Annotated in this window: 11 protein-coding genes; 5 read left to right on the top strand and 6 right to left on the bottom strand. The window is 52.4% G+C overall.

From position 1 onward, the window contains the following. Positions 1-9: 9 nt before the first annotated feature. Complete coding sequence (locus tag HDF14_RS18855) at positions 10-1,080, bottom strand: DUF4331 family protein (RefSeq protein ID WP_183979762.1); 1,071 nt, start codon at positions 1,078-1,080, stop codon at positions 10-12. Positions 1,081-1,635: 555 nt separating this feature from the next. Here HDF14_RS18855 and HDF14_RS18860 point away from each other — a divergent pair. Then, positions 1,636-2,454: an isocitrate lyase/PEP mutase family protein gene (locus tag HDF14_RS18860; RefSeq protein ID WP_183979764.1), complete on the top strand. Its 819-nt coding sequence runs from the start codon at positions 1,636-1,638 to the stop codon at positions 2,452-2,454. Positions 2,455-2,753: 299 nt separating this feature from the next. On the opposite strand, the gene HDF14_RS18865 is transcribed toward HDF14_RS18860, so the two are convergent. Beyond that, complete coding sequence (locus HDF14_RS18865; RefSeq protein WP_183979766.1) at positions 2,754-3,296, bottom strand: hypothetical protein; 543 nt, start codon at positions 3,294-3,296, stop codon at positions 2,754-2,756. A gap of 147 nt (positions 3,297-3,443) precedes the next feature. Further along, positions 3,444-4,148: an ArsR/SmtB family transcription factor gene (locus HDF14_RS18870; RefSeq protein WP_183979768.1), complete on the bottom strand. Its 705-nt coding sequence runs from the start codon at positions 4,146-4,148 to the stop codon at positions 3,444-3,446. Positions 4,149-4,322: 174 nt separating this feature from the next. Here HDF14_RS18870 and HDF14_RS18875 point away from each other — a divergent pair, with 174 nt between their 5' ends. Continuing rightward, the gene (locus HDF14_RS18875; RefSeq protein ID WP_183979770.1) at positions 4,323-5,219 is read left to right on the top strand and encodes a helix-turn-helix transcriptional regulator; all 897 of its coding nucleotides are present in this window, start codon (positions 4,323-4,325) and stop codon (positions 5,217-5,219) included. Between the two features lie 52 nt (positions 5,220-5,271). Here the strand turns inward: HDF14_RS18875 and HDF14_RS18880 are convergent, their stop codons facing one another. The 3 genes from HDF14_RS18880 to HDF14_RS18890 all read right to left on the bottom strand — a co-directional run bounded on the left by HDF14_RS18880 (position 5,272) and on the right by HDF14_RS18890 (position 6,995). After that, complete coding sequence (locus HDF14_RS18880; protein ID WP_183979771.1) at positions 5,272-5,817, bottom strand: carboxymuconolactone decarboxylase family protein; 546 nt, start codon at positions 5,815-5,817, stop codon at positions 5,272-5,274. A 61-nt stretch (positions 5,818-5,878) separates the two neighbouring features. Further along, on the bottom strand, positions 5,879-6,547 hold the full coding sequence (locus tag HDF14_RS18885) for an antibiotic biosynthesis monooxygenase family protein (protein ID WP_183979773.1): 669 nt from the start codon (positions 6,545-6,547) through the stop codon (positions 5,879-5,881). 52 nt (positions 6,548-6,599) lie between these two features. Then, positions 6,600-6,995: a RidA family protein gene (locus HDF14_RS18890; RefSeq protein WP_183979775.1), complete on the bottom strand. Its 396-nt coding sequence runs from the start codon at positions 6,993-6,995 to the stop codon at positions 6,600-6,602. 508 nt (positions 6,996-7,503) lie between these two features. On the opposite strand from HDF14_RS18890, the gene HDF14_RS18895 reads away from it, so the two are divergent. Genes HDF14_RS18895 through HDF14_RS18905 form a run of 3 tightly spaced genes read left to right on the top strand, consistent with a single transcriptional unit; the run spans position 7,504 to position 13,384 of the window. Then, positions 7,504-10,680 (top strand): efflux RND transporter permease subunit, encoded by a 3,177-nt coding sequence (locus HDF14_RS18895; RefSeq protein WP_183979777.1) that lies wholly within the window; start codon positions 7,504-7,506, stop codon positions 10,678-10,680. 20 nt (positions 10,681-10,700) lie between these two features. Further along, positions 10,701-11,927 (top strand): efflux RND transporter periplasmic adaptor subunit, encoded by a 1,227-nt coding sequence (locus tag HDF14_RS18900; protein ID WP_183979779.1) that lies wholly within the window; start codon positions 10,701-10,703, stop codon positions 11,925-11,927. Next, complete coding sequence (locus HDF14_RS18905) at positions 11,924-13,384, top strand: efflux transporter outer membrane subunit (RefSeq protein WP_183979781.1); 1,461 nt, start codon at positions 11,924-11,926, stop codon at positions 13,382-13,384. Before HDF14_RS18900 ends, HDF14_RS18905 begins: the two co-directional genes overlap by 4 nt. Positions 13,385-13,438: the final 54 nt, after the last annotated feature.

A 13,438-nucleotide genomic window follows, 5' to 3' on the forward strand; every position in this document is an offset into this window, starting at 1 on the left:
CTACTGAGTTTACTCGTAAAACCCTGTCGAAATGGGTTCCAGATCGGCCTGCTCTTCTTTGCTGAATGGCATACCGTAATACGGAAAAGTTCCGACAATTCTGGTGATGTCCGGAGAGACCCCGTCAGCAATTGGTGTATTCGCACCGATCGACAGCATCACGTCATAGGCATCGATATTCATTGGGCGTCCATTGAAGCTCGAAACGTCAAATGACGCGGGCGTTCCCATCTCATATGGAAGCATTACCGGGCAAAGGCGAGCCGCAATCTTGCTGCCGTATGCCACGGGATCTGATATGGGATTGGCGTGCCCAGAGAATCGAGCGGTGAAGGCCGCCACTGCCGGTCCGAGCGACTCCACATCGTGCGAGGGTGTGTTGGCATGGAACTTATCGACGAGCTCCGAAGTCGCTGGGTCTGAGAGATACAAATGGGTGATCAGAGGAAGACCCCATCGACATATCTGCACTTCAGGTGCATGTCCGAAGAGGGAAGCGGTTGCCCATGACCGGACCTGCCCATTTCCAATCATCGAGTTGGGAACCTCGAGCACCATCGCTATGACGTTTCTCTTCGCAAAGAAATTCTTCCGATGCAGAAAGACCTCGCCATCGTACCGATCCTCTTTATAAAGCGCGTTTAGGAGATTGAAGAAGGCGATCGCGTCCGCAGCCCACATCTCTGGCGCAACGCCAACGAAAGCACTCACACCCGCTGCCGAAGAGACGCTCCCGGTTGAGCCTTCAACTAGAAGATCGCCGGCATCTCCTCCGATCTGTTCTCCTACAGCCCTTCTGACCTGAAATGACTGAATATGCCTATGTTCATCACCATCAGCGTGTTTCGGGTGACCGAATCTAAACTTGAATACAACATCCTCGTGTGCATCTCCATCGAGATCAAAACGAAATGCATACAGAGCTTCGTCCGGCAGAGCGTCTGAGGAGCCAAGCCCAGCGTCTGCGTTCACCGTCATAGCCATAACGGTATTTCCAGGCGTACCCGGAAACAGATACATGTCACAGATGTTCATGCTCGGATCTTTTTTAGCGAGTTTTGTATCAAAATGATGGGACATTTTGTGCGACCTTTCGTTTCATTGCTGGCTATTGATTACGGCTGTATTTTTCAACAACGCGCCGATGTATAGGGCGTCCCACGGCAGTCATTATTCGCGAAAGTAGGTTCTGCGTTGAACGTGACCCACAATTCCAACACTGAAATTGTATCGATTTGGATAGAAGATAAAGCGTCCTTATCGCAATCGAAAGACACATGACAGCGAGATCGTCACAAAGAGCAGTTTTTGACAAAAATGACGGCCATAGTTGACGGGACAAACACAGCTGCCATTCGCTCTCACCTTCTCGAAAGGAGATTGTGTAACGAGTTAGTTTTACCATGTGTTCAGTAACAGCACGATCTGACAAGACAGAGAGAAGGCAGAGGTGTAAAAGGCTTGTATCGGAAGTTTTTGTAGGTAAGTAAGCGCCGTGCCACAAGCAGTTCGCGAGTGAATCAAGAACTCTTACAAGAACCGAGATGAATGCACTGCGCAAGCCACCTGTTTTGCTGTTGAACGTGATTGCAGATTGTCCCAGTGCCTGGTTCGTCTTTGTCGAGGGAGGATGAGATGTCGGCAACTATGGAAAGGCGAAAGAGGTTTCGCGCCATGCATGAAACTGGCTGTTTTGTGCTCCCTAGTCCCTGGGACATTGGCACAGCTCGTATGATGCAACAGCTTGGTTTTCGCGCCATTGCCACCACAAGTGCAGGATTTGCATGGTCAATCGGTAAACCTCAATATGAGACCACCTTCGATGACGTGCTTGAACACCTTTCATCGATCTGCGAGAAGGTGAATCTGCCAGTAACAGCTGATCTCGAATCAGGCTTTGCAAGAGATCCTGAGGGGGTAGGTATCAATGTGGATGTCGTCGTCGACACGGGCATAGCTGGCTTCTCTATCGAAGATCGAGATGCAAAGGGAGATAGGACCCTCTATGAAATGCGCCTTGCAGTCGAACGTATTCAAGCCGCGCGTGAATCCCTCGATCATTGTGGGAATGACGTTATCCTTGTGGCCCAAACTGATAGCTTATTGGTTGATCCCAGATCCGTCGCCTCCACAACGGACAGGCTTGTTGCGTTTGCCGACGCTGGAGCTGATTGTCTCTGTGCGCCCGGCGTGAAGAACAGACAGGATATAGCTTCAATGGTGCGAGCCGTGGCACCCAAACCCCTGAGCGTTCTTATGATGGGATTGGACCTGACAGTAGCAGAGTTGGCCGACCTCGGTGTTCGCAGGATTAGTGTAGATGGAGGTCTCGCTCGGATTGCATGGGATGCTCTGCTCTCAGCGGCGCGCAGGATGCAGAATAGTTCCTTCGATGGGCTGAGCTGCAATACATCGGGATCTGACCTCGACGATCGTTTCGGTAAATTTCTTTAGGGCGTCAGGCGCTTAATACTGCAGAGTGACCCCTGTGCAGGACAACAGTCTTATTCTCGACGAGAAGACGACGGATCTAAGTTCACTTCGTGTTGATAGACTCCCTCGTCAGGGCAGTTCAGTGAAGGCCCAATTGTTTCTGGTCCAGGAATAGGGTCTTCGAGCCCCGAACGGGGAACGACTTCGTTTAGCAAGGGCACGGAATGCTTATTGGTCATAGGTGACACCTCATCGGTTATGGAATCACGAGTCAGATGGCTATGCGTGGACGAGCAAACTTCGGTTAACTGAGCCGCATGTTAGCTTCCCATTTGGAGAGAGGTCGATTGCGTTCGTCCAATTTGGTTCAGCGTGTTCCGGAGCTTCTTCCTGAAGAATAATTGGCCACCACGAGCGGGGTGATTGATCATTTCTTCGTTGATCACGTTATATCCCTCATCCTTAAGTGGACTAAAACACGCTTTATGAGTCACCCCTCCGATCAGCACAATAGGGACGGACTGCTCTCCGAGAAGTGCCTTAACTCTGATCTTGAGTCCTGGAAGAGATTGACGAAGCAGCTCAAGTTTGGCGGGGGCAGTGGCACCGTCCGGCATGGGTCGCTCACTTGCATCAATCAGGAAATAGCCGTCCGACACGAAACGATTCAGGAGCTCGGGTTTGCGTCGCCGTACGTCCTTTATGGACAACGGCTTCAAGAATCCCTCGGATTCGCTGAATCCGATAAAAGTACCATAGAGCACTTTCATCATCTCAAGGAACAACGCATCGCCTGTCTTAATGTCATGAAAGTAGAACAGGCGGTTCACCTTGTAGGCAGGAGGCGCCTCAGCGATAAACAAGAGTCGAAGTGGATCAGGTCGATATCGCGTCATCGCTTGTCTAAACGACTCCAATGACCCTCGACGGCGACCGATGTTTGGGGGTTCGCTTAAGATCGTGTCGTTAGTATGTGACATGGGCTCACTTTTCATGGACACGATGGTTTGTTAAAGTTTCAATCCGAAGATCGTAGACATTTCCCGGCGGCCTTTCGCGGTGAGGGTCAAAGCGCGGCTGTCGATCTCCCCAACTACCCACCTGTTCTTTTTGGCCAACGTCAGGACCGCAGCCGCAAGGGATCCACGGAGGTGAGGCCGACGTTCACTCCAGTCCAGGCAGGGAACGGCAAGTTGCCGTCGTTGTGTCTCAAGTTCGGCGAGATCGATACCCAGACTGCTCAACGCTTCCAAGCCCTTGGGGCTAAGTGAATAGGATTCTGTATTATCTGGATCATCAGCCATCAACCATTCTTCTCGGACAAAAGTGTCGAGTAGAGCAACGCCCAAAGTGCCGGCAATGTGGTCGTAGCAGGTCCGCGCGTGACGGAGCTGACTAGGATATTTTGTTACAAATCGCGGCATCGTCGCCCCCGATAAGGCGAGTAATCCTTCGAGCACCGTGGCTACGTCTGCGCTGTAGAGGGTGTAGTAGTGATGTCTGCCTTGCTTTACGACTTTGACTAATCGCTCTTCTTTCAGCCGAGTGAGGTGCGCGCTGGCCGTAGACGCACGCAGGTCAGCAACAATTGCAAGCTCGGTAGCGGTGCGAGCGCGACTGTCGAGAAGCGCAAAGAGCATCTTCGACCGTCCGGGATCCCCTATGGCCGCCGCAATCGTATGTACGCCCTCATCTACTTTTGGTGTTTCATCCATGTTTTCCGGGCTCCATCCATAGTTCGAGCAAAAGTGAAGTGTTGTTACGAGACAAGTGCCACACTACAAGGAACAAGGTTGAGCCATTACTTGATGGCGCTCTGCAAACGCAAAACATCGATTTTACGACAGCAAGAGCCTCGATTTAAGTCCCGGTAGCGACGAGGACACCCATTGTGGGAACTGAAAAAGAAAATGCCATTATTCCTAAATTCTCCGGGTTACAAGAAGGTTGAGATACTTTCGCGGACATTGAACGGACTTGATATCCGCTACCTGGAAAAGTATCCAATCAAAGGACAGTCCTGTGTTGATATGCGATCAGATCGCCATTCGCTGCTTGTTCGTTTGGGCCAGCGCGGTGGGTTGTGCGAGCCGAGATTTAAAGCCGACGAACCAACTCCGAGAGATCGACACGACGTAGGCTTTTTTAACTGGATTCCCGCAGAGGAGCAAGTGTGGTGTTTTAGCGATAATGCTCAATTCCTCCGTGACCTCCAAATTTCCTTCGATGAAAATGCGCTCAAATCTATCTTGGGCGATGATTACGACCATTCGACGCTCAGTGAACCCCGATTACTTGTCTACGAGCCTCGGGTAAGAGACTGCGCGAAACTGCTCGCGGACGTGCTTGTGCAGGATGAACCGTGCGATCGGATGTTCGGAGAGAGTATTACCATGGCACTCCTCGCTTTGATATTCGAATCCGCCAAGAAGTGGCCGGCACGTGCGCCCGCTAATGGTTTGTTGCCGTGGCAACTCCGACTTGCAAAAGACTATCTGGAAGACAACTTCAACCGAAACGTGGGACTCGAAGAAGTTGCAAAACTGACCGGCCTTTCTCGATCTTGGTTCGCCCGCGGTTTCAGAGGATCGACGGGAAGTGCCCCATACGCATTTATCCTTCAGATACGGGTGCGAAAAGCAAAGGAACTCTTGCTCGACCCTAAAACTCCGATCGCGACTATCGCTACCCTTGTTGGCTTTGCGGATCAAAGTCATTTCACCAAAATCTTTCGCCGCTATGCGGGTGCTACGCCCCGTGAATGGCGGGAAATCTGGAAATCTTAAAAGCTCAATTCGCTTTTGAAGCATGCGGACGGTCATAAGCCCAGACAGGTCGTCATTTTGCAGTCGCTGCAACTCCGTCCGGAATGTCAATGTGTGTCTCAGCCACATTGTTCATAAAGTTCGTGAACAAGAACTGAACGGAGAGAGCGACCATCTCGAGGATCTGTTGATCCGTATAGCCCACAGTGCGAACTGCATCGAGTTCCTCGTCAGTAACCTTGCCGCGCTTCTCGACCAACGACTTCGCGAAGCCAATGGCAACGGCTCTCTTCGGGTCAGATGATGTACCTTTGCGGTTTAGCGCCAACTCATCCTGTGTTGCCTTGGTGAAGGTGGTCACTACATAGCTATGCGCTGCGATGCAGTAGTCACACCCATTGACCTCAGAAATAGCCATGGCCATTCCTTCGCGGGTTCTGGCATCAAGCGTTTGCTTCAAGGCATCCTGAAGTGCTGCCCAGCCGGCAAAAGCGTTTGGACTGATAGACATTAGGCGGTGAAGGTTAGGGATAAACCCTAAACGCTTCCCCACTGCGTCCAACGTGGAGTGTGTATCAACATTGGCATCTTCGCGACTGGGAATGTTAAATCGGGACATCTGCAAATCTCCTTACATCGATGTGGTTTAGGTTGTGATGGCATGAGCGTCTCGAGGGGATCTAGTCTCGTTTGACATCTGGATAGTATTGGGGGGCCTCTCTGCGGTCGAACATGGCGTAATCACGGACAATGCGGACTCGACGAGAGCGGGCCCCCTCTGGAAGGTCCACAGAGTCTTCAAACGATTCTGCTGCTTCCTGGTCTTTCCACGAGACCACGAGGATGATGTCGCCGGGTGTCAGCACCGCTTCGAACAGATCCCATGACAAGAAACCATGCAGAGGCCGTAGGCCGAGCCACTCTGAGCAGTCAGCCGGGTTCGTCGTCTCTTTCCACTCTGCGGGCCGCTTTGCGTCGATCAGAGTAACAGTCGTTCCTTCGCCAACTTCGGTTTCATCTAATCGCTGCTCGTGGAGCTCATATCCTTCCGGAATACGAGTGTCCCTGGTGATCTGGCCTACTCGAAGGTGATAGTCCTCGAGGACTTCTCCTCGGCCCATCTCCTGCACTTCGTGATGGCGCATTGTCGTCCTCCAGCGCACAACCGACTTTTCATCGCGCCAATTGGAAAGCGAAAGGATCCAGCCCTCACGGCCAAGGCTTTTATAGCGAATGTTGTCCACGAATCCGTCGACCTGCTCTAATTCGGGCCTGAGCATCTTGGCATAGCCGAGATACGCGTCCCATTGATCACTCTTCGGTAGTACTTCGAACAGAACTGAGAACATTGATCTCCTCCTCGTTTCAGTGTGTCTTCATCGTTAAGTTTGGCTGGCAATGCTAGTCAATCGCAGCGATACAATCGATCTCGATGTCGAACGAGCCGGGCCATGCGGGAACGTTGACGAAGGTGCGAGCCGGGGGATCGTTCGGAAAATACCGGGCATAGACCGCGTTCACCTGAGGAAACATCTCGACGCTTGTGCAATAGACGTGGCATTTCAGGACGTTTTCTAAAGAAGAGCCTGCAGTCTCGAGGCAAAGCTTCATCTGCTCCAGAACGATCTCCGTCTGGCGTTCGATCGGAGCCAGGATAACTTCGCCTGTCTCCTGATCAAAGGGCGGAAACCCGGAGACGTAGACGGTATCGCCGTGTCGCGTCACTGCAGAGGTAGGCGCCTTCCATCTCTCAAGGTAGGTAGATAGAGGCTCGACCCGTATGATCTCTCTCTTCATAGTGTTCTCCAGGGATTGTTGCGTATTCGACACCTGTCGATTCTGTTTGGCATGCCGAAGATCCCTCTCCTAAGACAATTACTCTAGTCCTCGAGGATGCCGTCTGCCTTGTCATAAACGACACTTTGGTCTGATACAACCGCCAGCGATCTAAACAATCGATCTCAAGATTGGGTTGTATGTAGTAGGTAGCATTCGCACCTGAAGAAAACTATAGGAAGCAGTTCCAAGATTTTAGGTGTTCCTGAACTCACATTTGGCGCAGTCTTAAAGTTCCTGTCGATCTCGTCGACGACCAGTAGATACAAGGTGGTCGTTTCAACAAGGCAGGAGTCATCGTGGTGCCGCTCTCTTAGGTCTAGACGCGTTGAGTTGGATTGAGCGCCACACTACGTCGACGGTCTCTCTTACGCTTTTCGCACGTCGGGTTGGACGAGATCTCCCGGCTCGTCCTATTTTCTTCTGATTGACGGCGACAACGGTTGTTCTTCGAGGGGTGTGAAGCTTCATGTGGATTGTTAAGATTGCCCTAAGTCGGCCATATACGTTCATCGTTCTCGGCTTGCTCATTTTGATATTGAGTCCGGTCGTGATTCTCCAGACCCCCACTGATATCTTTCCAAACATAGACATCCCGGTCATCGCGGTGTCATGGGATTACGCGGGTCTAAGTCCAGCAGAGATGGAAGGACGTATTACATCGGTCTACGAACGCGTACTCACGACCACTGTAGACAATATCGAGCACATTGAGTCCACCACGATTAACGGAACTGCAGTTGTCAGGGTTTATCTGCAGCCGAATGCAAGCGTGGACAAAGCAAATGCGCAGGTCACGGCAATCTCCCAAGCGATCCTTCGGCAGATGCCGCAGGGTGTTCTTCCTCCGTTGATCCTGAATTACAGCGCTTCTGCAGTACCGGTCCTCCAACTTGGCTTGTCGGGCAATAACTTATCCGAACCCCAACTGAACGACCTTGCGATCAACTTTCTGCGTACCCAATTAGTCACAGTTCCGGGGGCCTCTATCCCATACCCCTATGGGGGCAAGACCCGACAGGCGATGGTGACCCTGAATCAGCAACGACTTCAGTCAAAGGGGCTCTCTGCGAATGACGTTCTCGTGGCGCTGCAGACCCAGAACCTGATCGAGCCGGGGGGAACCGCAAAGATCGACCAGTTCGAGTACGACGTCGATCTCAACTCAGATGCCGAGACGATTCCGGAATTGAACGATCTACCCATCAAGACTATCAACGGCACGACCATCTACGTCCGTGATGTTGCGACAGTAAGTGATGGGTTTGCTCCCCAGAAAAATATTGTCCGCCTGGACGGAAAACGTGGCGTGCTTTTGACGGTGTTCAAGGCCGGCGACGCGTCAACCATTGACATCGTAAAGAAGACCCGTCAGCTGCTTCCCAGGGTAGCGCAGACCTTGCCTCCAGCACTCCGCATTCAACCGCTGACAGACCAATCGATTTTCGTGCGTGGCGCTGTCAACGGAGTGGTCAGAGAAGCGATCATTGCGGCAACGCTGACTGGCCTGATGATCCTGCTTTTTCTCGGAAGCTGGAGAAGCACGGTGATCATCGCGATCTCCATCCCGCTCTCGATCCTGTCCTCAGTGATCGCATTGAGTTTTCTCCATCAAACGATCAATATTATGACGCTTGGCGGATTGGCGCTTGCGGTCGGAATTTTGGTCGATGATGCGACGGTTACGATCGAGAACATTGAAAGGCACTTCGAAGAGGGCGCCAATCTCCATGATGGCATTCTTGAAGGTGCAGCGCAGATCGCGACACCAGCTCTTGTGTCCACCATGTGCATCTGCATCGTATTTCTGCCGATGTTCTTTCTGAAGGGAGTTCCAAAGTTTCTCTTCATCCCGTTGGCCGAAGCGGTTATCTTCGCGATGATCGCCTCGTACATCCTCTCGAGAACTCTCGTTCCGACGCTGGCCATGTTCCTTCTCAAGCCGCATGATGAACACGCGAAGGTCTCCAACAACATCTTCTCTCGTTTTCAAAGAGGGTTTGAGAAACTGTTTCTGCGTTTCCGCGGCGCTTACCATTCGCTTCTAGAACAATTAGTTCTTCGCAGGAAGATCTTTGTTCCGACGTTCCTTCTTCTCTGTATCTGTGTGTTCGTTCTCATTCCTTTTCTTGGGCAGGACTTCTTCCCGGAGAGCGACAGCGGACACTTTATCGTCCACCTTCGAGCTAAGACAGGAACGCGTGTCGAAGAAACAGCGAGACTGGCCGACGAAGTAGAGCAGTACATTCGAACGGTTGTGCCTGCTGATGAGATGGACAATATTCTCGATAATATTGGGCTTCCATTCAGTTCTATCAATTACATGTACAACACCTCTGGTTTAACCGGAGAAGCCGATGCAGATATTTTGGTCTCGCTCAAAGAGAAGCATCGACCGACCAAGGAATATGTCCGAAGCCTCCGCGCAAACCTGGCAAATAGATTTCCGGGAGATGTCTTCTATTTTCTACCGGGAGATATTGTGACCCAGACGTTGAACTTCGGTCTCCCGGCTCCTGTTGACATCCAGATAGAAGGCGCTGATGTGGCAGGGAACACCAAGGTGGCGGGAGCGATGTTATCTGAACTGCGGCACGTCCCTGGACTCACCGACATTCGGGTACAGGAACAACAGGACTATCCGAAACTGCATATCAATGTGGATCGGACCGAGGCGTCGCAGGCGGGTTTTACCGAACATGATGTCGTCAACAGTATGCTCGTCGCGCTAAGTGGCAGCTTCCAGGTGTCGCCCATGTACTACCTGAATCCCAAGAATGGAGTTCAGTACAGTATTGTCGTTCAGAACCCTCAATATGGGGTCCAGTCCGATCAGGACATCAAGAACATTCCGGTATCAAGCTCTAATCAAGCTCACCAGGGGCTCCTGACCGATGTTTCGACGATTCACCGGACGATGGAGCCTGGGTCCATCAACCACTACAACATTCGACGGGTTGTCGACATCTACGCCGCGGTCCAGGACAGAGACCTCCGGGCTGTCGGGCGCGAAGTCAACCGAATTGTCGATGGCCACAAGAAAGAGCTGCCGCGAGGAAGCTTTGTCACACTCAGGGGGCAGTTTGGGACCATGCAAAGCGCTTACATGGGTCTCATCGGCGGCCTCATCTTCTCGATTCTGCTGGTCTATATGCTGATCGTCGTCAACTTCCAGTCCTGGCTGGACCCATTCGTCATCGTGATGGCGTTGCCGGCGGCGCTTGCGGGCATCGTTATGTTCTTGTTTATCACGCACACGTCGCTGAGCGTCCCCGCTCTGATGGGAGCCATCATGTGTATGGGTGTAGCGACGGCAAATAGCATTCTGGTGGTCTCGTTCGCGAAGGAGCGGTTAGGCCATCACGGCGATCCGGTCGCCGCGGCGATCGAGGCTGGCAGTACGCGTTTTCGCCCGGTCCTCATGACCGCCCTCGCGATGATCATCGGAATGATCCCAATGGCGTTGGGGTTTGGCGACGGTGGAGAACAGAATGCTCCTCTCGGCCGCGCAGTGATTGGAGGCCTTCTCATCGCTACCGTTGCCACGCTTGTCTTTGTTCCTTCGGTATTCAGTCTCGTCCATAAACGGATCGAGAAGATCCCTGAAGAAAACCATCCAGAACAGGAACTGTCAGCGCGTACGTAGCGAAAGGGAGTAACCAAGAAATGGAAAACGTGAGCTCCGCAAACACAAATAGTGGAAACCAGATCGATCAGTCTACTCTGGCCGTTGAACGCAAACCATTCTCGGCCGTACAGAAGCTGTTCGCAATCGCTGCGGCGGTAATTGTGCTGATTGTCGTTGTCATCGGACTTCTAAGCCGCAAGTCGGCTTCGGCCGAACTCACTGAGACGACGAATCGCGCGGCGGTTCCACTCGTCAATGTGACCTCGATTGCGCCAGCTAAAGGAGCGACCGAACTGATATTGCCTGGGACGACGCAGTCATTTATTGAAACGCCGATTTACGCCCGCACAAACGGCTATCTTAAAAAGTGGTACTTCGATATCGGCGCGCACGTTCGGAAGGGACAGCTGCTGGTGGAAATCGAAACGCCTGAACTTGACCAGCAGCTAAAACAAGCCCAGCAGGACTTGTTCACGGCTAAGCAGAACGAAGAGCTCGCTTATACGACCACCGTTCGGTGGCAGCGACTGGTAAATGATGATGCCGTGTCGAAGCAAGAAGCCGAACAATACGAGAGCGATTACAAAGCAAAAAAGTTTACGACGAGCTCCGCCTCCGCTAACTTCGATCGATTGCAGCAACTCCAGTCGTTTGAAAAGGTCTACGCTCCCTTCGATGGTGTGATTACCGCGCGCAATACAGATATTGGCGCCCTCATCGACTCCGGATCCGGTGGTCCCAAGGAGCTATTTCACATGGCGTCTGTGTCGCGCCTCCGCATCTTCGTCTCTGTCCCCGAGGCAGAATCCTCCGTAGTACGGTTAGGGGCTCCGGTTGAACTTACTCTCGATGAATATCCAAACCGAACGTTTCAGGGGTTGATAGCTCGGACGTCGGATGCGATCGACCAGACAACCAGAACTCTCAATGTCGAGATCGACATCGACAACGCAAAGGATGAGATCAAGACTGGGGCCTATGTTCTGGCACACTTTAAGGCCTCAAACGCTAAAGATCCAGCGGCGGGGCCTCTCACCGTTCCTGCCAATGCAATTCTGTTCCGCTCCGAAGGTATGCGAACCGCTGTGGTTCGCGACGGCAAAGCGCAACTGGTTCCAATAACAATCGGCCGAGACTTTGGTTCGACTTTAGAGGTCACATCAGGGCTCTCCATGGGGGACAAGGTTATTCTGAATCCTTCTGACTCCCTCACCTCTGGAACGCCAGTGAGGATTGCCCCGGAGAATCGTGAGGGCGGGAAATGATCGATAAGCGGGTCGCTATTTTTCTGGCGTTAGGCGGACTCTTCGCGACAGGCTGCGAGGTTGGCCCGAAGTATGTCAAACCATCTGCACCACCATCGCCACCAGCTATTAAGGAGCCGTTGCCTTCCAATGTCACTGACTCATCAGATTGGAAGACAGCCAGTCCTAATGATCAGGTAGAGCGAGGAAAGTGGTGGATGGTCTTTGGTGATGCCCGGCTGAATGACTATGAAGACCAGCTCACTCAGGCGAACCAGAACCTCCAACTCGCGGAAGCGCGTCTTCGGCAGGCACGGGCAGCCATTCGGTTCAACCGCGCTTCTCAGTTTCCGTCCATCAGTTTGTCTCCAAGCATTCTGAACGAGAGAGACTCAGCTAACCAGCCCTACTTCAATCAGGCTCTGGTCAACAACGGTACAGGCAACTTCGTCTTTCCTCTCGAGCTCTCCTACGAGGTAGACCTCTGGGGACGCGTTCGCCGTTCGGTGACTGCGGCGAAAGAGGAAGCACAGTCTTCAGCCGGCGATGTGGAAGTTTCAAAGTTGAGTCTTCATGCGGAGCTTGCTCGTGATTATTTCGGCCTGCGAAGTGCAGATCTTCAGGAGCGGCTGCTTCGAGATACTGTGAAAACGTATGAACACGCGCTAAAGGTTACTGAAGATCGATACAACGGCGGGGCATCACCTCGCGCAGATGTTGAGCAGGCCCGTACTCAGCTTCAGTCAGCACAAGTTCTAGAGACAGACATCGTTCAAGCCAGGGCTAACTATGAGCACGCGATTGCAGTTCTGGTCGGAAAGACTCCTGCCCAGTTCTCGATCGCCCTCGACGAGAATTTTGTGCTTCAACCACCTCAGATACCCGTTGGAGTCGCCGGAACCCTTCTTGAACGCCGGCCAGATGTGTCGGCGGCAGAACGTAGAGTAGCCGCAGCCAATGAACAGATCGGTATTGCCAAGGCGGCTTATTTCCCTCAGGTGACCATCGGTGCGGCTGCAGGATTTCAGTCTGCCCAGGCTTCCAATTGGTTCAGCTGGCCCAGCAGGCTTTGGGCCGTAGGTCCGTCTGTATCTCAAGTGATCTACGACGGTGGACGGCGCCGTGCAATCTCCGAGGGGGCGCGTGCCAACTATGATGCTACGATCGCCATTTATCGACAGGACAGCCTTACTGCATTTCAGGAGGTCGAAGATAATCTTGTTGTCCTCAATGTTCTAGCCAAGGAAGTGGAACAACAAAGGAGTGCGACGATCTCCGCGGAAAAAGCACTCGATTTATTCACAAAACGCTATCAGGACGGGGTCGATACCTACCTCCAGGTCGTGACGTCTCAGACAACCGCCTTACAGAATGAGCGAAACGATATCGATCTACGTCAGCGCGAGATGGACGCGAGTGTCCTGCTGATTAAGGCTATTGGAGGGGGTTGGGACGCTACTCAGCTTCCTAATTACTAACTTGCTGAGATATCGGTGAAAATCCGCCGCGCCAGAGATCGTGGCATTCGAAGT

Source organism: Tunturiibacter gelidiferens (assembly GCF_014201335.1).
In the GTDB taxonomy this organism is placed as follows: Bacteria; Acidobacteriota; Terriglobia; order Terriglobales; family Acidobacteriaceae; genus Edaphobacter; species Edaphobacter lichenicola_E.

Coding starts and splice junctions, on each gene's coding strand:
- HDF14_RS18855 (WP_183979762.1), bottom strand. CDS start 1,080: ATGTCCCATCATTTTGATACAAAACTCGCTAAAAAAGATCCGAGCATG.
- HDF14_RS18860 (WP_183979764.1), top strand. CDS start 1,636: ATGTCGGCAACTATGGAAAGGCGAAAGAGGTTTCGCGCCATGCATGAA.
- HDF14_RS18870 (WP_183979768.1), bottom strand. CDS start 4,148: ATGGATGAAACACCAAAAGTAGATGAGGGCGTACATACGATTGCGGCG.
- HDF14_RS18880 (WP_183979771.1), bottom strand. CDS start 5,817: ATGTCCCGATTTAACATTCCCAGTCGCGAAGATGCCAATGTTGATACA.
- HDF14_RS18885 (WP_183979773.1), bottom strand. CDS start 6,547: ATGTTCTCAGTTCTGTTCGAAGTACTACCGAAGAGTGATCAATGGGAC.
- HDF14_RS18890 (WP_183979775.1), bottom strand. CDS start 6,995: ATGAAGAGAGAGATCATACGGGTCGAGCCTCTATCTACCTACCTTGAG.
- HDF14_RS18895 (WP_183979777.1), top strand. CDS start 7,504: ATGTGGATTGTTAAGATTGCCCTAAGTCGGCCATATACGTTCATCGTT.
- HDF14_RS18900 (WP_183979779.1), top strand. CDS start 10,701: ATGGAAAACGTGAGCTCCGCAAACACAAATAGTGGAAACCAGATCGAT.
- HDF14_RS18905 (WP_183979781.1), top strand. CDS start 11,924: ATGATCGATAAGCGGGTCGCTATTTTTCTGGCGTTAGGCGGACTCTTC.